This window comes from Georgenia muralis, assembly GCF_003814705.1.
In the GTDB taxonomy this organism is placed as follows: Bacteria; Actinomycetota; Actinomycetes; order Actinomycetales; family Actinomycetaceae; genus Georgenia; species Georgenia muralis.
Map to the genome: position 1 here is coordinate 2,896,761 of NZ_RKRA01000001.1, position 23,987 is coordinate 2,920,747.

The 23,987-nt window shown below is 68.6% G+C and carries 24 protein-coding genes and 1 tRNA gene; 14 read left to right on the forward strand and 11 right to left on the reverse strand.

All coding sequences use genetic code 11. The annotated features are described in order from the left end of the window. Nucleotides 1–80 precede the first annotated feature (80 nt). From EDD32_RS13015 to EDD32_RS13040, 6 genes are all read right to left on the reverse strand, one after another. Nucleotides 81–1,676, reverse strand: coding sequence for a TadA family conjugal transfer-associated ATPase (locus tag EDD32_RS13015; RefSeq protein ID WP_123918116.1), 1,596 nt, complete (start codon nucleotides 1,674–1,676; stop codon nucleotides 81–83). After that, the gene (locus EDD32_RS13020) at nucleotides 1,673–2,878 is read right to left on the reverse strand and encodes a CpaE/TadZ family protein (RefSeq protein ID WP_123918118.1); all 1,206 of its coding nucleotides are present in this window, start codon (nucleotides 2,876–2,878) and stop codon (nucleotides 1,673–1,675) included. Before EDD32_RS13020 ends, EDD32_RS13015 begins: the two co-directional genes overlap by 4 nt. Continuing rightward, nucleotides 2,875–3,627: a Flp pilus assembly protein CpaB gene (cpaB, locus tag EDD32_RS13025; protein WP_170175289.1), complete on the reverse strand. Its 753-nt coding sequence runs from the start codon at nucleotides 3,625–3,627 to the stop codon at nucleotides 2,875–2,877. Before cpaB ends, EDD32_RS13020 begins: the two co-directional genes overlap by 4 nt. Further along, nucleotides 3,624–4,637 (reverse strand): pilus assembly protein TadG-related protein, encoded by a 1,014-nt coding sequence (locus EDD32_RS13030; RefSeq protein WP_123918122.1) that lies wholly within the window; start codon nucleotides 4,635–4,637, stop codon nucleotides 3,624–3,626. The genes cpaB and EDD32_RS13030 overlap by 4 nt, the downstream gene beginning before the upstream one ends. After that, nucleotides 4,625–5,011, reverse strand: a complete 387-nt coding sequence (locus EDD32_RS13035) for a TadE/TadG family type IV pilus assembly protein (protein WP_123918124.1) — start codon at nucleotides 5,009–5,011, stop codon at nucleotides 4,625–4,627. Before EDD32_RS13035 ends, EDD32_RS13030 begins: the two co-directional genes overlap by 13 nt. A 72-nt stretch (nucleotides 5,012–5,083) precedes the next feature. Further along, on the reverse strand, nucleotides 5,084–5,299 hold the full coding sequence (locus tag EDD32_RS13040) for a Flp family type IVb pilin (protein ID WP_170175291.1): 216 nt from the start codon (nucleotides 5,297–5,299) through the stop codon (nucleotides 5,084–5,086). Between the two features lie 427 nt (nucleotides 5,300–5,726). Here EDD32_RS13040 and EDD32_RS13045 point away from each other — a divergent pair, with 427 nt between their 5' ends. Next, nucleotides 5,727–6,368: a TetR/AcrR family transcriptional regulator gene (locus tag EDD32_RS13045; protein WP_123918126.1), complete on the forward strand. Its 642-nt coding sequence runs from the start codon at nucleotides 5,727–5,729 to the stop codon at nucleotides 6,366–6,368. A gap of 123 nt (nucleotides 6,369–6,491) precedes the next feature. Here EDD32_RS13045 and EDD32_RS13050 read toward each other — a convergent pair. Beyond that, nucleotides 6,492–6,577, reverse strand: a tRNA-Leu gene (locus tag EDD32_RS13050). A 224-nt stretch (nucleotides 6,578–6,801) separates the two neighbouring features. Here EDD32_RS13050 and EDD32_RS19555 point away from each other — a divergent pair. From EDD32_RS19555 to EDD32_RS13100, 10 genes are all read left to right on the forward strand, one after another. Further along, nucleotides 6,802–7,893 carry a bifunctional GNAT family N-acetyltransferase/nucleoside triphosphate pyrophosphohydrolase family protein gene (locus tag EDD32_RS19555; protein WP_123918128.1) on the forward strand — a complete coding sequence of 364 codons (1,092 nt, stop codon included), beginning with the start codon at nucleotides 6,802–6,804 and terminating at the stop codon, nucleotides 7,891–7,893. Nucleotides 7,894–7,947: 54 nt separating this feature from the next. Then, a complete protein-coding gene (locus tag EDD32_RS13060) occupies nucleotides 7,948–10,068 on the forward strand; it encodes a M3 family metallopeptidase (RefSeq protein WP_123918130.1) in 2,121 nt (706 codons plus the stop codon). Nucleotides 10,069–10,135: 67 nt separating this feature from the next. Next, nucleotides 10,136–11,461 (forward strand): M20/M25/M40 family metallo-hydrolase, encoded by a 1,326-nt coding sequence (locus tag EDD32_RS13065; RefSeq protein WP_123918132.1) that lies wholly within the window; start codon nucleotides 10,136–10,138, stop codon nucleotides 11,459–11,461. A gap of 70 nt (nucleotides 11,462–11,531) precedes the next feature. After that, a protein-coding gene (locus EDD32_RS13070) for an IS5 family transposase (protein ID WP_484103608.1) occupies nucleotides 11,532–12,396 on the forward strand; the annotation gives its coding sequence in 2 pieces (ribosomal slippage) (nucleotides 11,532–11,920 and nucleotides 11,919–12,396; 867 coding nt in all). Between the two features lie 87 nt (nucleotides 12,397–12,483). After that, nucleotides 12,484–13,119 (forward strand): TetR/AcrR family transcriptional regulator, encoded by a 636-nt coding sequence (locus tag EDD32_RS13075; protein ID WP_211338817.1) that lies wholly within the window; start codon nucleotides 12,484–12,486, stop codon nucleotides 13,117–13,119. A 1-nt stretch (nucleotide 13,120) separates the two neighbouring features. Beyond that, nucleotides 13,121–13,981, forward strand: coding sequence for a 3-hydroxyacyl-CoA dehydrogenase (locus EDD32_RS13080; protein ID WP_123918134.1), 861 nt, complete (start codon nucleotides 13,121–13,123; stop codon nucleotides 13,979–13,981). Nucleotides 13,982–14,024: 43 nt separating this feature from the next. Then, nucleotides 14,025–15,806, forward strand: coding sequence for an oleate hydratase (locus EDD32_RS13085; protein ID WP_123918136.1), 1,782 nt, complete (start codon nucleotides 14,025–14,027; stop codon nucleotides 15,804–15,806). 152 nt (nucleotides 15,807–15,958) lie between these two features. Then, nucleotides 15,959–16,348: an IS5 family transposase gene (locus EDD32_RS13090; protein ID WP_123918138.1), complete on the forward strand. Its 390-nt coding sequence runs from the start codon at nucleotides 15,959–15,961 to the stop codon at nucleotides 16,346–16,348. Next, nucleotides 16,278–16,664, forward strand: a complete 387-nt coding sequence (locus EDD32_RS13095; RefSeq protein ID WP_281274919.1) for a transposase — start codon at nucleotides 16,278–16,280, stop codon at nucleotides 16,662–16,664. The genes EDD32_RS13090 and EDD32_RS13095 overlap by 71 nt, the downstream gene beginning before the upstream one ends. 34 nt (nucleotides 16,665–16,698) lie before the next feature. After that, nucleotides 16,699–18,219, forward strand: a complete 1,521-nt coding sequence (locus tag EDD32_RS13100; RefSeq protein ID WP_211338818.1) for an IS1634 family transposase — start codon at nucleotides 16,699–16,701, stop codon at nucleotides 18,217–18,219. Between the two features lie 260 nt (nucleotides 18,220–18,479). On the opposite strand, the gene EDD32_RS13110 is transcribed toward EDD32_RS13100, so the two are convergent. Beyond that, the gene (locus EDD32_RS13110; protein WP_123918142.1) at nucleotides 18,480–18,719 is read right to left on the reverse strand and encodes a DUF5703 family protein; all 240 of its coding nucleotides are present in this window, start codon (nucleotides 18,717–18,719) and stop codon (nucleotides 18,480–18,482) included. A 103-nt stretch (nucleotides 18,720–18,822) separates the two neighbouring features. Here EDD32_RS13110 and EDD32_RS13115 point away from each other — a divergent pair, with 103 nt between their 5' ends. Continuing rightward, nucleotides 18,823–19,104 carry a DNA primase gene (locus tag EDD32_RS13115; protein ID WP_123918144.1) on the forward strand — a complete coding sequence of 94 codons (282 nt, stop codon included), beginning with the start codon at nucleotides 18,823–18,825 and terminating at the stop codon, nucleotides 19,102–19,104. 2 nt (nucleotides 19,105–19,106) lie between these two features. Here the strand turns inward: EDD32_RS13115 and EDD32_RS13120 are convergent, their stop codons facing one another. After that, entirely contained in the window at nucleotides 19,107–20,084 is a 978-nt protein-coding gene (locus EDD32_RS13120; protein ID WP_123918146.1) for an aldo/keto reductase, read from the reverse strand. Nucleotides 20,085–20,235: 151 nt separating this feature from the next. Between EDD32_RS13120 and EDD32_RS13125 the strand changes: the two genes are divergently transcribed. Together EDD32_RS13125 and mshC are read left to right on the forward strand one after the other, a co-directional pair. Beyond that, entirely contained in the window at nucleotides 20,236–21,120 is an 885-nt protein-coding gene (locus tag EDD32_RS13125) for an undecaprenyl-diphosphate phosphatase (RefSeq protein ID WP_123918148.1), read from the forward strand. 120 nt (nucleotides 21,121–21,240) lie between these two features. After that, nucleotides 21,241–22,554, forward strand: coding sequence for a cysteine--1-D-myo-inosityl 2-amino-2-deoxy-alpha-D-glucopyranoside ligase (gene mshC, locus EDD32_RS13130; RefSeq protein ID WP_123918150.1), 1,314 nt, complete (start codon nucleotides 21,241–21,243; stop codon nucleotides 22,552–22,554). Between the two features lie 77 nt (nucleotides 22,555–22,631). Here the strand turns inward: mshC and EDD32_RS13135 are convergent, their stop codons facing one another. Then, nucleotides 22,632–22,859: a sulfurtransferase TusA family protein gene (locus EDD32_RS13135; RefSeq protein WP_123918152.1), complete on the reverse strand. Its 228-nt coding sequence runs from the start codon at nucleotides 22,857–22,859 to the stop codon at nucleotides 22,632–22,634. Between the two features lie 17 nt (nucleotides 22,860–22,876). Beyond that, complete coding sequence (locus tag EDD32_RS13140) at nucleotides 22,877–23,935, reverse strand: YeeE/YedE family protein (protein ID WP_123918154.1); 1,059 nt, start codon at nucleotides 23,933–23,935, stop codon at nucleotides 22,877–22,879. Between the last annotated feature and the right edge of the window lie 52 nt (nucleotides 23,936–23,987).

The following is a 23,987-nucleotide window of genomic DNA, read 5'->3' on the forward strand; positions in this document are numbered from 1 at the left end:
GGCTATGAAGACGAGGACGGCGATAGCTGTGACCGCGGCCGCTAGGCCGACCGCAAGTGACGGGGTCTCGGCGATGACGCTCACCTGTACGTGCCGATCTCGGGACCACCGAAGACTCTCGGGGAGACGTTGATGCCCATGTCCGAGAACCTCTCGGCGAAGCGGGGACGCACACCAGTGGGGATCGTGCGACCGAGGTAGCGGCCGTTGGCGTCGATCCCGGCGGCATGATCGAAGACGAACACGTCCTGCATCGTCACCGTCTGGCCCTCCATGCCGTGCACCTCGGTGACCGCGGTGACCCGCCGGGTGCCGTCCCGTAGTCGGCTGAGCTGGACGATGACGTTCACCGCCGATGCGATCTGCTCGCGAATCGCGCGTAGTGGCAGGTCCATCCCTGCCATGAGCACCATCGTCTCGAGACGTGACACCGCATCGCGGGGGGTATTGGCGTGAACGGTCGAGAGTGAGCCGTCGTGGCCGGTGTTCATGGCCTGCAGCATGTCGAGAGTCTCACCGCCGCGGACCTCGCCGACGACGATGCGATCGGGACGCATGCGGAGCGAGTTGCGCACGAGATCGCGAATCGAGATCGCCCCCTTGCCCTCGATGTTGGGCGGGCGGCTCTCGAGCTGGACCAGATGGTCCTGCTGGAGCTGGAGCTCGACAGCGTCCTCGATGGTGATGATGCGCTCGTCCTCGGGGATGAACGACGAGAGGACGTTGAGGAGCGTCGTCTTGCCCGTACCGGTACCGCCGGAGATGATGATGTTGAGCCTCGCGGCCACACAGGCGTGCAGCAGTTCGGCCATCTCCGGGGAGAGCGTTCCGAACCGGATCAGATCGTGGACCTTGTAGGGGTCTTTGGAGAATTTCCGGATGGTCAAGGTAGAGCCGGAGAATGCCAGCGGCGAGATGATCGCGTTCACTCGGGAGCCATCGGCGAGGCGTGCGTCCACCATGGGCGAGGACTCGTCGATGCGGCGACCGACCCGCGAGACGATGCGTTCGATCACGCGTCGAAGGTGCGTTTCGGAGCTGAAGCTCGCGGGCGCGCGTCCGAGCTTGCCATTCTGCTCGATATAGATGTTGTCAGGGCCGTTGACCATGACCTCGGTGACGGTCGGGTCGTCAAGGAATCGCTGGAGGGGGCCGTAGCCCAGCGCGTCATCTTGGACCTGACGGATGAATCGCAGGCGCTCTTCGCTCGTGAGAGGAATCTTCTCCTCCTCGACCACCGCGAGGAGCTCGGCATGTACCAACTCATGCAGTTTTTCCTCGCTGAGCGTCGGGTCGCTCAGCCGTGACCCCATCCGCTCGAAGAGTGAAGCAGCTGCCTTCGCCTTGAGCTTGGACATCGGGTCGGCAGCCACCCAGGAGGTCGCCGATGTCGCCGTCGAGGTCGGTGACTGCGTGGCAGCTTGCCTCCCGGAGAGCGATGTCGCCGTACTCGCTGGGTTCGGGCCCGAAGTGGTGACGGGAGCGACGGCACTTGCGACACCAGGGTGGAGACCGACACCACCCGACGGTGCGGCAGCAAGCGGCGGATTTTCCGGCCGCAGGGCTTCGGGCGCCCCTTGTGGTGCGGCCGGAGGGGGCCGGTGCTGATCGTCAACCTCCCCGGCGCGCGCACCATTGGCGCGGGCGGCCACTGAGAGCCTCTCGGCGAGGTTCATCGGTTTCCTCCGATCAGCCTGTGTCGGCCTCGGTTGGCTGCTTGGGCGTCGGCCTGCGGCACGAACCTCTCAACGAGGAGGGCAATCTGACGTGCGGCTGCGTCCCGACGGCTGGATACGAGTATCGGGATTCCCTGGTTGACGGAGAGTGAGACCGCCTTGGACCGTGGGATCTCCACATGGACGTCGGTCCCGAGGGTGACGGCCACGTCCTTGATGTCGAGTCCGACGCCCTTCTCCGCGAGGTTGACGACGATGTGGCGCTCGGCGTCGACCATACTGAGGCGGTCAAGCGTGTCGATCTCCTTGCGAAGGCCGCGAATGCCAGGGACATCCATGCTTGTGACGAGCACGAGGTCGCTGGTCTCGTCCATGACGGCGAGGTTATGTTCCGTGAGGCCCGGCGCGGTGTCCACCACGACGAACCGAAACTCGTCCGCGAGCGACCGCAGCAGGGCGGAGACATCCGCGGTCGTGATGCCGTCTGCGGCCGCGGGCGAGTCGGCGCCGCAGATCACGAACAGCCCGGAGCTGTGCTGGGTGAGAAAGCTCTTCAGTGCAATGGTGTCGCCTTGGCCCTGACCGGTTACGACGTCGGGGAGCGTGTAGTCCGGCTCAAGATCGAGCGCGCTGGCGACATCGCCGAACTGAATGTCGAGGTCCACCAGAACGGTGGACTGGGCACCGGATTCGGCGAGCCCGATCGCGAGGTTGGTAGCGATCGTCGTCTTCCCCACGCCGCCCTTGGGCGACATCACACTGATGACCTTGCCCTGCTGTCCGGGCTCAACACTGGCCGTCGGGGCATGCCCGTGGCTTTCGACCGGTCGTGCGGCGAGGTCGGAGGCACGGTCCAGAACCAGCCGGATCGCCTCGATGTCGGCCTCCGCGTGCAGGATGTCGACAACGCCGGCGCGCAACGCTTGGAGGCCGAGGTCGGAACCCAGCGGACTGACCAGAACCACACTCGCGCCAGGGAGCCTGCGTCGGAAGTCAGCGGCAAGGCCGAGGGCATGTTCTGTCTCGCCATCCGCGTCCAGCATGACGACATCCGGCCGAGGCGCGCCACCTAGTTTGGTGAAGAAATCCTCGACGTCGACGGGCAGGGCTTCACCGCGAAGCGCGAGGAATGCCCCTCCCGTGGCGTAGTGCATGCGTTCCAGGAGGTCTGGCGAGCCTGTGGCGAGGACGACGCGGGTCATTCGAAGATGTTCTCCCGCGTCACGATCCGGCTGCCGTCCGCCGTCGCGTCGTCCGGCTGCACGGAGAGCCAGATTGATCCGCTGACCTGACCGAAGACGATGCGTTCGGCGTCAGGTGCGGTCGTCGCAAGCGTGACGATCACGACCTGGTCCGGCGTGCCCTGCGTGCTTGCCGGGTCAGCGGCCGACTCGTCGGCGTCCGTGGGCGTTGCGATGCCGCCCTGGACACGGGTGACGAGAACGTGACTCAGGATGAGGCGGGTCTGCGCGGGGACCTCTGCCTCGCCCGGCATGGACACGAAGATTCCGACCTTGTCGCCGGCGTCGAGATGCCCGCCGATGACACGTTGCGGCTCCAGCTGGATTGACAACTGCTGAAGACCCGCAGGGACATCGACCTCTGAGGTCGCGAGGCTTGCTGGTTGTGCGAAACGGGCCGCAATAAGTTGCTCGCCGGGGTACAGATCGGCCGTGACCACGAGACCGGAGACCTCCTCGAGCGACGTGACGGCGTCCTCAGGTACCGACACGGCAGGAAGTTGAACGGCGCTGACCGAGGCGACGATTTCCTCAGCCAAGGCTCCCTTGGGGATGTCCTCGGAGACAACGAGTACGTCCACGGCTTCTTGGCCGGCAAGGGCGCGCTGGTCTGCCCCACGGACGTAGCTGATGATGAGGAGCCCACCGACGAGGGCGAGAAGTGCTGCCGAAACGGCGGCGATGACACGGCGCTGCACTGGTTTGCTCAATCCGTCAGTCGAACATTGGATGCCCCGGTGTTGGGGGCGGTGGGGGAAGAGGTGCCGGTTCCGTCGGAGATCTTCGTAAACTTCCCGCGGATGCACTGACCATTTCCGGCGTTGCAGCCGCTGCTGTCACCCAACGCAATTGGCCCGTTTCCCTGCGTCTGAAGGAAGAGGCCTTCAAGGGTAAAGCCCACGTACCCGTAGATGGTGTAAGAGCCGCCCGATCCAGATCCGCCACTCTCTCCAAAGATGGGAAGAACGACATCGTGCCCGATCAGAGTCTGCAAGTAATCCGCACTGCACTCGCCGGGTCCAGGGTTCCCGGTGTCACTCGGAACGGGATAGCCGATCGCCGTAAATGCGGTGCAAGCGTCAAGGCCATCGGTGATCCACGAGAATCCTCCTGGGATCTCTGCCCCGCTCGATGTGGACGTGCAACCGTCGCTTCCGTCCTTGCTCGAACCAGGGTGGTCGAGGTAGATCGTCGTGGTCTGAGTAGAGTTGTACTTGAGCTCCCAGTTGCCGGAACCGCTTGGCGTCTCTTGAAACGACCCGTCCGTCATGGCGGCAATTTCGCACACGGAGAAGGTCAGCGGCAGTGCCGAGGTGGCGCTGCCAGCAGGGCCCCAAGCGGCGGTAGCTGCCGCACCGACCTCACTACTGTCCAGGCCGAAGATGGGAGCGAACCAGTGGTCGGTATCTGCCTTCGTTACCACTCTGACCTTGCCAGCAGCCGTGTCGAGCTCGACCTCTGCGTTGGCAAGCCTGTCGTTCTTGTTGAGGACAGCGAATTCCTTGGCGGTGTCGGTCGGGTTGCCGCCGCAGGTCCCAGAGGCGCACTCTTGCGCAATCGCTAGAGCAGCGGCATCGGCTCCATTTTGGAGCTGACGCTTGTCCGACCACATGTTGGCTACATCCACGGATACCGCAGCGGTGCCGATGATCGCGACCATGAGCAGTGCGACAACAACGGCAACCGCTCCGCGGTCCCTCTGGCAGTTCAACCGTTGCATCTCATTGTCCCCATGCCGGTCAAGGTCAGGCCGTTTCCGAACCAACCTGTTATGAAATCGAAGTCATACGTCACGGTGACAGTCGTGCGTGCATCCCCGCCCGCAGGTGGGCAGGATGGGTTGGCGGTCACCGTCAACGCACCTTGGTCAAGGGATGCGGCGAAGAATCGCACCGCGTCCTCGGCTGCAGATGCGTCATTGTGAAGGGCGTACTCGCGCACGCCTTCACGTGCGGCTCCAGAGATGGTGCTCTGGACGTTGTAGGCACGGCCGAACTCCACGATGCCCAGGAGAAGCGCAACGAGCACCGGAACGAGCAACGCGAACTCGACCGCTGCGGCACCCTTCTCGCACTGGTGACGTATCCCTCTCACATCTCCGCCTCTCAGCGCACTGGGAGTGGACAAGCGCGGCGCAGCACAATCGCTGCGCCGCGCTCGACGAGACTAGGCAGTGACCTTTGGCTTGAGGGCCTCCGTCACGCTCGTGAAGAGGGTGCTGAGCTGACCGCCGAGGGCAGTGACGACGACGATGATGGCGACGGCGATGAGGGCGACCATCAGGCCGTACTCCACGGCGGTGGCGCCACGGTCCTTGCGGTTCTCGAAACGGTCGCCGACGAGGGTGAACATGGTCATGACAAATGCGGCTGCACGGTTCATGGTGGGGACTCTCTGTGAGTGGGGCTCTCCGGCCGGGCCGAAGCGGTGTGTGCACGCCGACTTGCAGGGGGTGAAAATCGGCCATGCATCGCTGACCTTGGCAGAACTTTGCGGGTCCCGCAAGCAGTTTGGTGTGGCGAACTTGCGTTGAAGCGAAGTTGTGATAGTCCGAGTCGGCCGGCAAGGGGCTCTGGACGCTTCGCGAAGCGTTCTCGCAGGTGGGACCTTCGACCCATGCCCGGTGCCAGATCTCATGACATTGGGCCGCTTTGGGGCTAGCCTTGTTGATAGCGGGACCCGCCTGGGGGCGGAGCCGGCAGGAGCGCAGAACCTGAGCAGGTGTCCGTCGTTCTCGGGGGAGAGGCGACCATCCCCAGCACCATCTGGGGGTTTGCCGAACTAGCAACCACGCGCGTGAGGAACGGGCATGGACTCCCCTGACATGGGCTTGCGAGAGCTCAAGAAGCTGATGACGCGAGAGACGATCGCCGATGCCGCCCTCAAGCTGGCGCTGGAGCACGGCATGGACAACCTGACGATCGACGAGATCGCAAGGATGGCCTTCGTCTCGCCGCGGACGTTCTCGAACTACTTCGCCTCCAAGGAGGAGGCGGTGGTCGCCGCTGACGCCCCCCGCTGGGCGGGCTTCGTCGACGGCGCCGTGCAGCGGCCGACCGACGAGCCGCCACTGGAGGTCTTGCGCCAGGCGGTGGTCGGGTCGACCAAAGCGTGGAGTCTCGAACAGGTGCGCTCCTTCGTCCGCCATCTCGAGCTCGACGAGCAGTTCGTGAGCCTGCGCCCGTACCGCCTCGCGCAGTACGACGCGCTGGAAGCGGACCTTCGGGCCGTCATCGCCGATCGCACCGGGGCCGACCCGGACGCTGACGCCTACCCCGGCCTTGTCAGCGCCGCCGCGGTAGCGACCATCCGAAGCACCATCGGCCTGTGGATGCGCTCCGGGTCCGCCGCCCGGCGACTGCCCGCCATGCTCGACGAGGCGTTCGCCCAGCTCGCCTCGGGACTGACCGGATCGAACCACCATCGCAGATCCCGTCGCCGCGGCGCGTGAGGCCGCCAGGGCGGCCGGAGCGAGCCGGGATTGGTAGAGGTAGTGCGTGCGAGCGTGAGAACCTGACAACGACGAAGGCCCCCGACCGAGGTCGGGGGCCTTCGTCGTCGCTGTCTCAACGAGTGTCCGGAGGGGGACTTGAACCCCCACGCCCGATAAAGGGCACTAGCACCTCAAGCTAGCGCGTCTGCCTATTCCGCCACCCGGACAGGTGGTGTTTCCCGGCTTCTCGTCCGGCACCTGAGCACCGTCCGCCCTGCTGGGCAACGCCAGAAAAGATAGCACGCGGCCGGCGGCACCTCCGAACCGCGAGGCACCCCGACGGCCACTCGTGACGGACACCACACCTCCCGCCGCTTCGTGCGTGAGCGGAGGGGCGACGGCACGGTTGTCGCCGTTGTACGACCCGCGCCACCCGGTAGCGTCCTGCGCCATGGAGACCTTCGAGCTGCGCTCGCCGGACGGCGCCCTGGTGCTCACCGCCCCAACCGCCGACGACGTCGACCGCATCACCGACGTCTGCCAGGAACCGGACATCCAGTTCTGGACCACCATGCCGAGCCCGTACCGGCGCTCCGACGCCGAGAACTTCGTCACCAGTGTCGTCCCCGCGAGCTGGACGGACGGCTCGCCGGTCTGGGCGATCCGCGACGAGGGCGGTGCGCGGCTCGTCGGCATGATCGGCCTCCACGGCGCCCAGGACGGCAAGGCGGAGATCGGCTACTGGCTCGCCTCCGAGGCGCGTGGCCACGGCGTCATGTCCACCGCCGTCGGGCTCGTCCTCGACGCCGGTTTCGACCGGCTGGGCCTGCACACGATCGCCTGGCGCGCCGACGCCGGCAACTGGGCCTCCTGGCGAGCGGTCTGGCGCCACGGTTTCCGCAAGGAAGGAACGGTGCGCTCGCTCAACCACTCCCGCGGGGAGTGGAAGGACGGCTGGATCGGCACCCTACTCAGGGATGACCCGCGCACCCCCGTGGCGCCGTGGGACGGGCCGGACCGCGCCGCCGCGACGGGCAACCCGGACGGCACCGCCGTGGGAGCCCAGCCCGCCGCGCCGTCGCCCCGCGACCCCGACGCTCTCGTCCGGCAGTTCCACGAGACCTACCACCTGCCCGTCGTCGCCGACGCCCCCAGCGTCGACCGAGACCGGGTCCACATGCGCATGGCTCTCGTCGCCGAGGAGCTGGCCGAGCTCGTCGAGGCCGTCTACGGCGAGTCCGCCGGGGCCGAGGTCTCGGCCGCCTTCACCCGTGCCGTCGCGGCCGACGACGGCACCCGGGACACCGTCGAGGCCGCCGACGCCCTCGGAGACCTCATCTACGTCATCTACGGGATGGCGCTCGAGTGCGGGATCCCGCTGGACGAGGTCCTCGCCGAGATCCAGGCCTCCAACCTCTCCAAGCTCGGCGAGGACGGGAGGCCCATCTACCGCGAGGACGGGAAGGTGCTCAAGGGGCCCGGGTTCTTCCCGCCGGACATCGCCAGCGTCCTCGCGCGCCACGGTTTCCGTCCGAAAATGTGACGCGCGGCTGTGCATCTGGTCCGCATTGCCGGTGACGCACGGCACAATAGCCCGATGCCCGATCTCGCCACCGCACCGGAGGTCACGGCGCTACCCGCCGACAACCCCTTCGCCGCACCCTCCACGCTGCCCTACGGCCTGCCCGACTTCGCCGCGGTCCGTCTGGAGCACTTCCGCCCGGCAGTGCTGGCCGGCATGGCCGCCCAGCGGGCCGAGTGGGAGGCGATCGCCACCGACCAGGACCTGCCCGACGTCGCCAACACCCTCGAGGCGCTCGAGTGCTCGGGCGAGATCCTGCGCCGGACCATGGTGGTCCTGCACACCCTTGCCGGCTCGGTCGGCGGGGACGACCTCCACGCCCTCGAGTCCGAGATCGCCCCGCTGCTCGCCGCACACGGCGACGCGCTCTACCTCGACCGGCGCATCTACAACCGCCTCGAGTCCGTCGCCAACGCGGCCCCCCTTCTCGACCTCGACGACGAGACCGCCTGGCTCCTCGAGCAGTACCGCAAGACCTTCGTGCGTGCCGGCATCCGCCTGACCGAGCCCGAGCAGGAGCAGCTCCGGGCACTCAACGCACGCATCGTCACCCTGGAGACCGAGTTCTCCCAGCGCGCCGTCCGCAGCCTCGAGGCCGGGGCCCTCCCCGTGCACGACCCCGCCCGCCTCGCCGGGCTCGACGAGGGCACCGTCGCGGCCCTCGCCCGCAACGCCGCCGACCGATCCGACGACGCCGCCGGCGCGGGCCACCTCATCACCCTCCAGCTGCCCACCCAGCAGCCCCTCCTCGCGCGCCTGACCGACCGCGAGCTCCGCACCGCTCTCCTCGAGGCGTCCCGCACCCGCGGGAGCGGGGTCGACGCCGACTCGGACACCCGCGTCGTCCTCCTCGAGCTCGCCAGGCTGCGGGCCGAGCGTGCCCGGCTGCTCGGCTACGAGCACCACGCCGCCTACATCGCCGAGGACGGGACGGCCCTGACGGCCGAGGCGGTCCGCGCCATGCTCGAGCGGCTCGCCGCCCCGGCGGCCCGCAACGCCCGCCTCGAGGCGGCCGAGCTCCAGGCCATGCTCGACGCCGACCACGACGGCGAGACGCTCACCGCCGCCGACTGGGGCTACTACTCCGAGCGGCTCCGCAAGGAGCGCTTCGACCTCGACGACGACGTCCTGCGCCCCTACCTCGAGCTCGACCGCGTCCTCACCGACGGCGTCTTCCACGCCGCGACCGCCCTGTTCGGCATCACCTTCCACGAGCGGCCCGACCTCGCCGGCTACACCGACGGCGTCCGGGTGTGGGAGGTCAAGGAGGAGGACGGCAGCGGTCTGGGCCTCTTCGTGGGCGACTTCTACGCGCGCGCCGGCAAGCGCGGCGGCGCCTGGATGCACTCCTTCGTCCGGCAGTCCCACCTCCTCGGCCGCAAGCCGGTCGTCGTCAACAACCTCAACATCACCGCCCCGCCGCCGGGGGAGCCGACGCTGCTCACCTGGGACGAGGTGCGCACCTGCTTCCACGAGTTCGGCCACGCCCTGCACGGGCTGTTCTCGAACGTGCACTACCCGACCCTGTCCGGGACCTCGGTGCCGCGTGACTTCGTCGAGTACCCCTCACAGGTCAACGAGATGTGGATGACCGACGCCGCCGTCGTCGGCCGGTTCGCCCGACACCACAGCACCGGGGAGCCGCTCCCGCAGCACCTGCTCGAGAAGCTGCTCGCGGTGGGCGCCTACGGGGAGGGCTTCGCCACCACCGAGTACCTCGGCGCCGCCCTGCTCGACCAGGCCTGGCACCGGCTCACCCCGGAGGAGGTGCCCACCGCCCCGGAGGACGTCGAGGAGTTCGAGCGCGCCGCGCTCGACGCCGCCGGTGTGGGTCTTGACCTCGTCCCGCCCCGGTACCGCTCCACCTACTTCAACCACTCCTTCGGCGGCGGCTACGACGCCGCGTACTACTCCTACATCTGGTCCGAGGTGCTCGACGCCGAGACCGTGGAGTGGTTCCATCACGAGGCGGCACAAGGTGGCGACGGCGGCCTCAACCGGGCCGCCGGGCAGCGCTTCCGTGAGGAGCTGCTCTCCCGCGGGTTCTCCCGCGACCCGCTCGGCTCGTTCCGGGCGCTGCGGGGGCGCGACGCCGACATCGCCCCCCTGCTGGCGCGGCGCGGACTCGCGGAGTGACGGGGCTCGCCGAGCGGTCAGGTTCTCAGGTGGCGGACCCCACGGCTACGGCAGATAGCCTGCCGAGGTGACCAACGCCGAGACCCCCATCCGCCCGGAGGACGAGGTCGTCCAGATCTGCTGCGACCTCATCCGCATCGACACCTCCAACTACGGGGACGGCTCAGGGCCGGGGGAGCGGGTCGCGGCCGAGCTCGTCATGGCGCTGCTCACCGAGGTCGGGTTCGCCCCCGAGCTCATCGAGTCCGTGCCCGGCCGGTCGAGCGTCGTCCTGCGCATCCCCGGCACCGACTCCACCCGCCCCGCGCTGGTCCTGCACGGGCACACCGACGTCGTGCCGGCCGAGGCCGCCGACTGGTCGGTCGACCCCTTCGCCGCCGAGATCCGCGACGGCCTCGTCTGGGGCCGCGGCGCCGTCGACATGAAGGACATGGACGCGATGATCCTGGCGGTCGTGCGCGACATGGGCCGCACCGGCTGGCGCCCCCCGCGCGACCTCATCGTGGCGATGTTCGCCGACGAGGAGGCCGGCGGGAAGATGGGCGCCCAGTGGCTCGTGCGCCACCGGCCCGACCTCTTCGAGGGCGCCGACGAGGCCGTGAGCGAGGTGGGCGGCTACTCCACCGAGGTCGACGGCCGGCGCGTCTACCTCCTCCAGACGGCGGAGAAGGGCCTGGCGTGGCTGCGGCTCGTGGCGGGCGGCACGGCCGGGCACGGCTCCCAGGTCAACACCGACAACGCCGTCACCCGCCTCGCCGGCGCCATCCACCGCATCGGCGAGCACTCCTGGCCGATACACCTCACCGGCACCGTCCGTCAGCTCCTCACCGGTGTCGCGGACCTCACCGGCACCACGTTCGACCCGGAGGACCCCGAGGGCATCGACCGCCTCGTCGACGCCCTCGGCCCGGCGAGGAAGTTCGTCGCCGCGACGCTGCGCACCGGCTCCAACCCCTCCCAGCTCGAGGCCGGGTACAAGGCCAACGTCATCCCCGGCCAGGCGAGCGGCGTCGTCGACGTCCGGTCCATCCCGGGCGACGAGGAGGAGGTCTTCGCGACCATCAAGCGCCTCGCCGGCCCCGGCATCGAGATCGAGCCGGTGCACCAGGACGTCGGGCTCGAGGTGCCCTTCGCCGGGAACCTGGTGGACGCCATGGTCGCGGCCATCGACGCCGAGGACCCCGGCGCCGTCGTCCTGCCCTACATGCTCTCCGGCGGCACGGACAACAAGTCCTTGTCCCGCCTGGGGATCACCGGGTACGGCTTCGCGCCGCTGCAGCTCCCGCCGGACCTGGACTTCCCCGGCATGTTCCACGGCGTCGACGAGCGCGTGCCGGTCGAGGCGCTGAAGTTCGGCTGCCGGGTGCTCGAGCGGATGCTGCGGACCTGCTGAGCGGACCGGCCGGGGGGCCTAGGCCGTGTTGCTAAATGTGGGTGTGGAGCCTTCGGGTGATTCTTGAGTCGTGTCGCGAGATGTCATCACGGACGAGGTCTGGGAGCTGATCCGGGACGTGTTCCCGCCGGCGAGGACACGGGGCCGTCCTCCGGTGGATCGGCGCACAGTGGTCGAGGCGACCGCGTGGCGGTTCCGCACGGGATCGGCGTGGCGAGACCTCCCCGATCGGTTCGGGAGCTGGAACACGATCTACAAGAACTTCCGCCGGTGGGCGAGCGACGGCGTCTGGGAGGACCTGCTCACCCACGTGCAGAAGCGGGCGTCGCTCGCTGACGAGATCGACTGGGTCGTGTCGGTGGATTCCTCGATCGCGCGTGTCCATCAGCATGGCGCGACCTTGCCCCGGGTCACAGGGGGATCCGTCGAACTACAAGAAGTCCGGTCCAGAGCCTCCTGACCACGCGATCGGCCGGTCACGGGGTGGTTTGACGACGAAGATCCATCTCGTCTGCGACGGGAAGGCCCGGGCGCTGGCGTTCGTCCTCACTGGCGGGCAGGTCGCAGACACGAGCATGTTCACCTGCGTACTCGACGAGATCCACATCCCCGGCCGAGGGCCCGCGCGCACGAGACCGGACCGGGTGCTCGCGGACAAGGGCTACCCGTCGAAGAAGAACCGGGCCTGGCTGCGCGAGCGCGGCGTCAAGGCCACGATCCCCGAACGCGACGACCAGATCGCGCACCGTCGCAAGCGGCCGGGCCGTCCGATCGACTTCGGCGATGACCAACGGGAGCGCTACAAGGGCCGCAACGTCGTCGAGCGGTGCTTCAACTTCGTGAAGCAGTGGCGCGGACTCGCTTCCCGCTACGACAAGACCGCCCGGTCATACGCGGCAGGGATCTGCCTCTCCGCCGCTCTGCAATGGATTTAGCAACACGTCCTAGTGCCGCGGGCGGACCGGACGTAGTGAGCGACGCGGAGTACACTCATTATTGAGGCTACTCAGGGAGGTTGCAGCATGACGATGGCAGTCGCGGCAGCGAGCAGGCGCGACCGCAATATGCGCGACAAGCGCGACCGGATCTTCCGCGCCGCCGCCGAGTTGTTCGCGGAGCGAGGCTTCGCGGCGGTGACCACGCAGGAGGTCTCCGATCGGGCCGATGTGGCCGCCGGGACGCTCTTCCGCTATGCGGCCACCAAGAGCGAGCTGCTGCTCATGATCTACAACGAAGAGTTCCGCGCGGCGATTGACGAGGGCGAACGACGTGCGGCGCCTATCGCCGAGCCCGCGGCTGCGATCAACGCGCTCGTGGTCCCGACGATCGAGCGCAGCGTCCGCACGCCGGAGAATTCCATGGCGTACCAGCGGGAGCTGTTGTTCGGCCTCGCGGCAGAACCTTATCGGGCCGAGGGTGTGGAGCTCGTCTATCGACTGGAAGGCCTGATCTCGGCCCGGTTGCAAGCGCATGCGCGCGAACGTGGCCTGTCCGTCGATTCCGCCTCCGTCCGCCTGGCGGGCGAGACCGTGTTCGGCATCATCAATCTCACCATCGCGCGCCTCTCGGACGCGCCGGTCGAGCTGTCAGACATCGAGCGAAACCTTCGGGTCCAGATCAAGCAGGTCGTGGATGGCCTGCTCACAGAAAAGGAATGACATGTCAAACATCAAGAACGTGACGGTGCTCGGCACAGGGGTGCTCGGGTCCCAGATCGCCTACCAGACCGCGTTCAGCGGATTCAAGGTGACCGCGTACGACATCAGCGACGAGATCCTGGCGAAGGCGAAGGAGCGCTTCGAAGGACTCGCGTCGACCTATCAGGCCGACGGTGTCGCCGGTGCCGCCGAAGGCAAGGCGGATGCGGCGCTCACGCACATCACGTATTCCTCCGAGCTCGCGGCCGCTGTCGCGGATGCCGATCTCGTCATCGAGGCGATCCCGGAAGTGCTCGCGCTGAAGCAACAGACTTATGAGCAGCTCGGCAAGGTGGCCCCCGCGAAGACCATTTTCGCGACGAACTCGTCGACGCTGCTGCCGAGCGATCTGAAGGACTTCACCGGCCGCCCCGCACGGTTCCTCGCGCTGCACTTCGCGAACCAGGTGTGGAAGTTCAACACCGCCGAGGTGATGGGCACCGCCGACACCGACCCCGCCGTGTTCGACGAGGTTGTCGCCTTCGCGGGCGAGATCGGCATGGTGGCGATCCCGATCCACAAGGAGAAGGCGGGCTATGTGCTCAATTCGCTGCTGGTCCCCTTCCTCAACGCAGGCTACGCGCTCGCCGCGGGCGGCTATGCCGACCCGAAGGATATCGACAACGTGTGGCGCATCGCCACGGGGGCACCGATGGGACCCTTCCAGATCACCGACATCATCGGCCTCACAACGCCGTACAACATCCTGTCCCAGTCCGGCGAGGGCAAACAGCTGGGGCAGTGGCTGAAGGAGAACTACATCGATAAGGGCAAGCTCGGCGTGGCCACCGGCGAGGGCTTCTACACCTACGACGCCAAATAACCATCCACCTCATCACGACACGACAAGAAGCAGGAGCACACTCATGCGTTACACCGCGGGCAATTACGAGGCATTCGCGCGTCCCCGCAAGCCGCAAGGCGTCGATGGCAAGTCGGCGTGGTTCGTGGGAGCGGGGCTCGCCTCGCTGGCCGGCGCCGCCTTCCTCATCCGCGACGGGCAGATGCCCGGCAACAAGATCACCATCCTCGAAGAGCTCAAGCTGCCCGGCGGTGCGTTGGACGGCATCAAGGAACCGAAGAAGGGCTTCGTGATCCGCGGCGGACGGGAGATGGAGGACCACTTCGAGACCCTCTGGGACCTCTTCCGTTCGATCCCCTCGCTGGAGATCGAGGGCGCGAGTGTGCTCGACGAGTTCTACTGGCTCAACCGCGACGACCCTAACTACTCGCTGCAGCGCGCGACCGTGAACCGGGGTGAAGACGCGCGCACCGACGGGCTGTTCACGCTCTCGGAGAAGGCGCAAAAGGAGATCGTCAAGGTCTTCCTCGCCACCCGCGGGGAGATGGAGAACAAGCGCATCAACGAGGTGTTTTCCGAGGAGTTCCTGAAGAGCAACTTCTGGATGTACTGGCGCACCATGTTCGCCTTCGAGGAATGGCACTCCGCGCTGGAGATGAAGCTCTATCTGCACCGCTTCATCCACCACATCGGCGGCCTGCCCGACTTCTCGGCGCTGAAGTTCACCAAATACAACCAGTACGAATCGCTCGTGCTGCCCCTCTACACGTGGCTGCTGGACCAAGGCGTGGTCTTCCACTTCTCCACCACCGTGAACGATGTCGACTTCGACATCGACGAGGAGACCGGCCGGAAGCAGGCCACGCACATCCACTGGACCTCCCGCGAAAACGGAGCCCCGGGCGACGGTGTCGATCTCTCCGAGAACGATCTGGTGTTCATGACGATCGGCTCCCTGACCGAGAACTCCGACGAGGGCGATCAGCAGACCCCCGCGAAACTCGACGACGGACCGGCGCCAGCATGGGACCTGTGGCGGAACGTGGCGGCGAAGCACCCCTCGTTCGGACGTCCTGGCGTCTTCGCCGACCACATCCCGGAGACGAAATGGGAGTCGGCGACCGTCACCACCTTGGATGCGCGCATCCCCGCCTATATCGAGAAGATCGCCAAGCGCGACCCGCTTAGCGGCAAGGTCGTCACCGGCGGCATCGTGACCGCCACCGACTCAAGCTGGCTGCTGTCGTGGACGGTGAACCGCCAGCCGCATTTCAAGCAACAGAAGCCCAACGAGGTCGTGATCTGGGTCTACGCGCTCTTCACCGACGTTCCCGGCGACTACACCGGCAAGACGATCCAGGAGTCCACGGGCGAGGAGATCGCTCGCGAATGGCTGTACCACCTCGGCGTGCCGATCGACCAGATCGACGAGCTCGCAGCGAACGCCGCGAAGACCGTGCCGGTGATGATGCCCTACGTGACGGCGTTCTTCATGCCCCGCCAAGCCGGCGACCGCCCCGACGTCGTCCCCGCAGGCTCGGTGAACTTCGCGTTCATCGGCCAGTTCTCCGAATCGGCCGAACGCGACTGCATCTTCACCACCGAGTACTCCGTCCGCACACCCATGGAGGCCGTCTACACGCTGCTCGATATCGAACGCGGCGTGCCCGAGGTGTTCAACTCCACCTACGACATCCGCAAGCTCCTGGCCGCCACCAGTCGCCTGCGCGACGGCGAGGAACTGAAGATCCCAGGAGGCTCCCTCACCCGGAAGCTGTTGATGAAGCGGATCGACGACACCGAGATCGGCGAGCTCCTCAACGAGTTCCACCTGCTCGGCGAGTGACCACAAGACGCCCGCGGTCGGCATCCGAGTCCGTCGCCGCCTGCTTCTTGTCTTCGCACCACGAAGCAAAGGTTTGAACCTTGTGCATCGACCGGTGCACCTAGGCCGTGTTGCTAAATGTGGGTGTGGAGCCTTCGGGTGATTCTTGAGTCGTGTCGCGAGATGTCATCACGGACGAGGTCTGGGAGCTGATCCGGGACGTGTTCCCGCCGGCGAGGACACGGGGCCGTCCTCCGGTGGATCGGCGCACAGTGGTCGAGGCGACCGCGTGGCGGTTCCGCACGGGATCGGCGTGGCGAGACCTCCCCGATCGGTTCGGGAGCTGGAACACGATCTACAAGAACTTCCGCCGGTGGGCGAGCGACGGCGTCTGGGAGGACCTGCTCACCCACGTGCAGAAGCGGGCGTCGCTCGCTGACGAGATCGACTGGGTCGTGTCGGTGGATTCCTCGATCGCGCGTGTCCATCAGCATGGCGCGACCTTGCCCCGGGTCACAGGGGGATCCGTCGAACTACAAGAAGTCCGGTCCAGAGCCTCCTGACCACGCGATCGGCCGGTCACGGGGTGGTTTGACGACGAAGATCCATCTCGTCTGCGACGGGAAGGCCCGGGCGCTGGCGTTCGTCCTCACTGGCGGGCAGGTCGCAGACACGAGCATGTTCACCTGCGTACTCGACGAGATCCACATCCCCGGCCGAGGGCCCGCGCGCACGAGACCGGACCGGGTGCTCGCGGACAAGGGCTACCCGTCGAAGAAGAACCGGGCCTGGCTGCGCGAGCGCGGCGTCAACCCGACTTCCACAGGTGGTGGCGGGCTGAGCGGTGTTTGTGCTGGTCAGGGCTCTGTGGTGGGTTGATTTGGGGCACTAAGTTGGCGGGTATTCTCAGGATGTGTCGCCCTACATCCGCAAGGTGAAGACCGCCTCTGGGGCGACCGCGGTACAGATCGCGGAGAAGCGCGGTGGGGTGCGCCGGATCGTGGAGCATCTGGGCTCTGCCCGTGACGAGCTCGAGCTGGCGGTGCTGGTCCAGGCCGCCCGAGAGCGTCTCAACGCCGGCCAGGACGAACTCGACCTGGGCCTGGACACCCCGGCCGTGTCTTCTGCGGTGCGTGCCCATGTGGTCGGGACCTCGAGCCGGGTGCTGTGGGAGGTCCTCTCCGACGCCTACCGGGTCCTGGGGTTCGAGTCGTTGAAGGACGAGGCGTTCGCCGCGGTGGTCCTGGCCCGGCTCGTCGAGCCGACGTCCAAGGCCGACACGGTGCGGGTGCTGGAGGAGATCGGGGTCAGCGCCCCGCACCTGAACACGCTCTACGCGGCCCTGCGACGGGCGCAGGGCAGGGACTACCGCGACCGGCTCGCCAAGGCGTGCCTGGCCCATTCCGCCCGCACCAGCGGCACGGCCGCGTTGGTGATGTACGACGTGACCACCCTGCACTTCGAGAACGAGGACGAGGACGACCTGCGCAAGGTCGGGATGAGCAAGGAGCACCGGGTCGACCCCCAGGTCCAGGTCGGGCTCTTGGTCGACCCGGGTGGCTTCCCCCTCGAGGTCCACCTGTTCGAGGGCAACAAGGCCGAGACCACGACGATCGTGCCGGTCCTGCGGGCCTTCCAGGAACGCCACGGCGTGATGGACATGGTCGTCGTCGCTGACGCCGGCATGCTCTCCGCGGCCAATCTCAACGCCCTGGAGGACGCGGGGTTCTCCTTCATCGTCGGCTCGCGGCTGACCAAGGCACCCTACGACCTGGCCGAACACTTCGAACGCAACGGCAACTACTTCGACGACGGGCAGATCCTGGAGTCGACCCGGGTGATGGGCACCGGGACGAATGCCCGGGAGCGGCGGGTGGTCTACCAGTGGTCGTTCAAGCGGAACAAGCGCGATGACCGGGACATCAACTTGATGATCGCCAAGGCGGAGAAGATCGCCGCCGGCACAGCCCCGCTGAGGAAAACCCGGTTCCTAAAGGTCTCCGGCGCCACCAAGGAGCTCGACCAGGCCACCATCGACCGGGCCCGTCAGCTCGCCGGGCTGAAGGGGTATGTGACCAACCTGCCCGTCGAGACGATGACCGGCGCGGCGGTCATCAGCGCATATCACGACCTGTGGCGGGTCGAGCAGTCCTTCCGCATGACCAAGTCCGACCTGCGCGCCCGCCCGGTCTTCCACCACCAACGCGAAGCCATCGAGGCCCACCTCACGGTCGTCTTCGCTGCTCTCGCCATCAGCCGCTACCTCACCACCGCGACCGGCAAATCCTTGAAGAAGATCGTCAACACCCTGCGGCCCCTGCGCTCGGCGACCATCAGCATCAACGGCCACCACATCACCGCAGACCCCGCCATCACCCCCGACGCCCGCGAGATCCTCGACCACCTACCGGCCATCACCACGACGGGGCACTAACCCTGTGGAACTCAGGTCAAGGCCACGATCCCCGAACGCGACGACCAGATCGCGCACCGTCGCAAGCGGCCGGGCCGTCCGATCGACTTCGGCGATGACCAACGGGAGCGCTACAAGGGCCGCAACGTCGTCGAGCGGTGCTTCAACTTCGTGAAGCAGTGGCGCGGACTCGCTTCCCGCTACGACAAGACCGCCCGGTCATACGCGGCAGGGATCTGCCTCTCCGCCGCTCTGCAATGGATTTAGCAACACGTCCTAGGTCAGAGGGTGCTCGGCACCCGCATGGCCTTGCGGCGCAACCACACGCGTCGCGACCCACCCAGGTACAGCCGTGTGCGGGCCAGCTCCCAGCGGCCGTACTCGGCCTCGTCGGTGAGCAGACGGCGCACGTCACCGTTGCTCACGGACCCGGGCAGGCTCAGCGTCCGGTACTCGTAGTAGGTGCCCGGGGTGGCCGCACGCCGGCGGGCGGCGGCGGTCCGGTTCTTCTCCGTCGGCATGTCCACATGCTCTCCCGCGGTCCGCTGGATCCGGAAATCACAGCGTATCCACGGTGCTTTGGCAACGGGTGAATCGCCTCGCCGGGGACGCTACGCTCAGGCCATGGCAAACGACCCCCGGGCTGCGCTCGACCGACTCATCGCCGCGTTCGAGGCGCACTACGACGCCGTCGCGGCGTCGCAGGACGGTGACGCCCCGGCCGTGGTCGCCGCAGCGAACACCCTCATGGACGCCTTCGACACCTACGACGACGCGCTCTTCACCGGCTTCGGGGTGGACACGCCCTTCGACATCTACACCGAAGAGGACGACGACGAGGACGACTTCGACGACGACGAGGATGAAGACGACGACGAGGACGGCGACGAGGACGACGAGTCCTGAGCTCAGAAGCGCTCGGGGTAGCCCAGCTCGGGGGCGGTGACCTCGTCCAGCACGGCCCGGATGGGCGCGGGCAGCGCGAGGTCCGACGCCGCGAGCACCCCGCGCAGCTGACCCGCCGTCCGCGCGCCGGTGATGGCCGAGCTGATGCCGGGGGCGTCCCGGACCCAGGCCAGGGCCACCTCGAGAGCCGTCCGGCCCAGCCCGCTCGCCGCCGTCGCGACGGCCTCGACGACCCCGCCGGCCCGCTCGTTGAGGTAGGGGTCGACGAACCCGCGCAGGTGCGGCGACGCCGCCCGTGAGCTGGCCGGCACCGTCGCGCGGTACTTGCCGGTGAGCACCCCGCGACCCAGCGGTGACCACGCCAGCACCCCGGCGCCCAGCGCCTCGGCGGCCGGGAGGAGCTCGCGCTCGATCCCGCGCTGGAGGAGGGAGTACTCCACCTCCACCGCCGCCAGGCCCGGACCGGCTGGCGCGGCGAGCAGGGTCGCGGCGCGGGCGGTCGTCCACGCCGGGTAGTTCGACAGCCCCACGTAGCGGGTGCGGCCGCTGCGCACCGCCTGATCCAGGGCCGAGAGGGTCTCGGTGAGCGGGGTGGCGGCGTCGGGGGACTGGACGAGCCAGAGGTCGACGTGGTCGGTGCCCAGCCGCTCGAGCGAGGCGTCGAGGGTGTCCAGGAGCGAGCCGCGCGAGGCGTCGACGACGCCCCCGCCATCTGGTGTGCGCCGGGTCCGCACACCGGCCTTGGTCACGAGCACGAGGTCCTCGCGGTCGACCTCGCCCGCCAGCAGGGCGCCGATGACCGACTCGGCGGCGCCGTCGCCGTAGGAGGCGGCCGTGTCCACGAGGGTCCCGCCGGCGTCGAGGAAGACCTCGAGCTGCTCGCCCGCGTCGTGCTCGTCGGTGTCCCGGCCCCAGGTCATCGTGCCCAGCCCGATGTCGGAGACCATCAGACCGGTGGCCCCGACCCTGCGCTGCTTCATGGGGCACCACCGTAGTGGCCGACGGCCGTCCGCCCCGCTGCCGCCACCCCTCGGCGCACGCGCCGCACAGGTGGCGCCAGAAGCCCGCGTGGCGCGGAACACGCCCGGGCCGTCACCTCCTCGTCACGACCGCGAAGTAGGGTGACCCCCCGTGACATGGTGGGAAGCGATCGTCCTCGGGCTCGTTCAGGGCCTCACCGAGTTCCTCCCGATCTCCTCGAGCGCGCACCTGAGGATCGTGGGGGAGCTCCTGCCCTCCGGTGCCGACCCCGGCGCGGCTTTCACCGCGGTGACCCAGATCGGCACCGAGACCGCGGTGGTCATCTACTTCCGCAAGGACATCTGGCGGATCATGCGGGCCTGGTTCGGTGCGCTGCCGGTGGGTCCGTGGAAGAACACGGTCCCGCGCACCGACCCCGACGCCCGCCTGGGCTGGTTCGTCATCGCCGGTTCGATCCCCATCGCCGTCCTCGGCCTGCTCTTCGAGTCGGCGATCGACGAGACCCTGCGCAACCTCTACATCACCGCTGCCATGCTGGCGATCTTCGCCCTCCTGCTCGGCTGGGCGGACGCGACCTCCCGGCGGACCCGCACCCTGGACCAGATGACGTGGCGCGACGCGGTTCTCTACGGCCTCGCCCAGGCCCTCGCCCTCATCCCGGGCGTCTCCCGCTCGGGCGGCACCATCACCGCCGGCCTGCTCCTGGGGTACACCCGCGAGGCCGCCGCCCGGTACGCCTTCCTCCTCGCCATCCCAGCGGTCATGGCGTCGGGCTTCTACAAGCTCTTCTCCGACGTCCTCATAGGGGAGCCGACGCCCGGCGCGGCCGACGTGCCGGGCGCCCTCATCGCCCTGGCCACCGCCGTCGCGTTCGTCGTCGGCTACGCCGTCATCGTGTGGTTCCTCGCCTTCGTCTCCCACAACAGCTACAAGCCGTTCGTCGTCTACCGGCTCATGCTTGCCGCCGCGGTCGTCGTCCTCATCGTCGCCGGGGTCATCGACGCCGTCCCGGGCGGCGCCTCCGCCGCCGGCTGACGCCGGTCGCCCGACGCACCGGCGCCGGCGACCGGCGCATCCTCGGGTCGGCGCCGCCCGGCTGATCCGCGAGCTGGACCCGCCGGGCGACCGGACGGGACCGGACTGTAAGGTTCACCGGTGCACAGCTGGTCCGCCCCCGACGTCCCCGCCCTCCCCGGGCACGGTGCACGGGTGCACCTCTTCGACTCCACCGCCCGCGTCCTGGTGCCCACCCGCGGCACGGAGGAGCCGGCCACGCTCTACGTCTGCGGCATCACGCCCTACGACGCCACCCACCTCGGCCACGCGAACACCTACACCGCCTTCGACCTGCTCGTGCGGGCCTGGCGCGACGCCGGCCGGGACGTCCGCTACGTCCAGAACGTCACCGACGTCGACGACCCGCTCCTCGAGCGGGCGACGGCCACCGGCGTGGACTGGCGCGAGCTCGCCGCGAGCCAGATCGAGCTGTTCCGCGGGGACATGACCGCCCTGCGCGTGGTCCCGCCGGAGCACTACATCGGTGCCGTGGAGTCGATGGAGACGGTCGTCGGTGCGGTCGAGGGCATGCTCGGCGCGGGCACCGCCTACCGCGTCCCGCTCACGCCCGAGGAGGCCGCCGTCGCCGGTGACGACCTCGGCGACGTCTACGCCGACACCTCGGTGGACCCCTTCTTCGGCGTCGGCGCCCACCTGGACCACGCCGCGATGGTCGACGTCTTCGGGGAGAACGGCGGCGACCCGGGCCGGCCCGGCAAGCGCCAGGCCCTCGACCCGCTCCTGTGGCGCCGCACCCGCGCGGGCGAGCCCGACTGGGACGGCGGCACGCTCGGCCGTGGCCGGCCCGGGTGGCACATCGAGTGCGCCTGCATCGCCCGGTGCCACCTCGGCCCGGTGGTCGAGGTCCAGGGCGGCGGCCGCGACCTCGTCTTCCCGCACCACGAGATGAGCGAGTCGCACCTGCGCTCCCTCACCGGGGAGCCCGCGCCCGTGCTGCTGCACGTCCACGCCGGGATGGTGGGCTACCACGGCGAGAAGATGAGCAAGTCGCGCGGCAACCTCGTCCTCGTCTCACGGCTCCTTGCCGACGGCGCCGACCCCATGGCCGTGCGGCTCGTCCTCCTCGCCCACCACTACCGGACCGACTGGGAGTACACCGACGACGACCTCGCCGTGGCCACCGCCCGGCTGGGCCGCTGGCGCGAGGCGATGCACGGCTCGGGACCGTCCGCCGAGGAGCTGCTCGACGACGTCCGGCGGGCCCTCGCGGCCGATCTCGACGCCCCGGCCGCGCTGGCGGCGGTCGACGCGTGGGTCGACCGCGCGCTCGACGGCGACGGTGACGGCGACGGCGACGCGGCCTCTGACGGCGACGCGTCCGCCCCGGCCGGTGCCGATGGCCCGGACCTTGCGCGCCGCGCTGTCGACGCCCTGCTCGGCGTCGCCGTCTGACGTCACGACGACGCCCGGCCCACCCCGAGGGGTGGACCGGGCGCCGTCGTCGTGGTCTTGGCGACGTCGTCGTCGGTCTAGGCCTTCTGAACGGTGATGGTCCAGCTCGCGTCGCCCCGGCGGTCGAAGTTCGTCACCGGGTAGCCGTTGTCCGCGGCCCACTGCGGGATGGCCTCGGTGGCCTGCGTGCAGTCGAAGTCGATGACCAGCTCGTCGCCGATCGGGATGGCGGCGATGGTGGCCTTGGCCTCGACGAGGGGGAACGGGCAGACCTGGCCGTCGGTCTTCAGGACGTGGGTGCTCATGGTGGTCTCTCTCTCGGTCAGGCGTTGGTGAGGGCGGGGGCCCGGTCGCCGGCGGCGGCGCGGGAGGGGTTGATGATGTAGACCTTCGCGGCGAGGCCGGTGCCCAGCAGCATGAATCCGAAGGCCAGCCACCCCTCCCAGGAGAACTGGGCGGTGGCGACCATGGCGGCACCGATGGTGCAGCCGCCCGCCAGGGCGGCGCCGACGCCCATCCCGATGCCGCCGGCGATCGAGCGCAGCACGGTGGTGGCGTCGGGAACCCGGATCCGGAACTCCCCGGAGGCCTTCGCGGCGATGAAGGAGCCGAGGACGATCCCGACGAGGAGGAAGACCGCCCAGTCGATGAGCTCGGTGTCGGCCGTGACGACGTAGGTGGCGATGTCCGCGGCGGGCGTGGTGATGCCCAGGCCGGCCTCGCGCCCCGTGGCGGTGGACAGCGGCCAGGCGGCGATCGCGATGACGCTGATGACGAGGGCGGTGGCGAACGGGTGCCAGCGCTTCTCCAGGAGCACGTGCGCGACCCCGGTGCGGCGCGGTGGGAGGGTGGCGACCGGCCGGCGCGGCACGGACAGGTGCCGGTGGACGGCGTAGAGGGTCGCGGCGAGCAGCCCGGCCACGAGGAACCACGAGGAGATCCCGAGCGTCTCGTGGATCGTGGTGAGGCTTACGGTCTGGGATCGCGCCCAGGTGGTGAGGTCGGCGAAGACGCCGTACTTCATGGCGCCGGCGGAGGCGCCGTAGAAGATCAGGGCGATCCAGGACCCGACGAGGCCCTCCCCCGAGCGGTAGACGGTGCCGGTGGCGCACCCGGCCGCCAGGACGATGGAGTAGCCGAAGATGAGCGAGCCCACGACCACGGCTCCCAGCGGGAGGGGGTCGGAGGCGGGGCTGATGACCCCGAGGCCCTCGAGCGCCGCCACCCCGACCGCCTGGACGGCGATGACGAGGACGAAGGCGGTGAGCCAGGTGGTCTTGCGGGCGACGAAGACGTCACGGAACGCGCCGGTGACGCAGAAGCGCCCGCGCTGGAGGACGAACCCGAGCGCGGCGCCCAGGACGAGGCCGGTGAGGAGCATGGTGATCCTTTGTGCGGGAGGCAGGGGCCGGACGCGCGGCGGTCCGGACGTC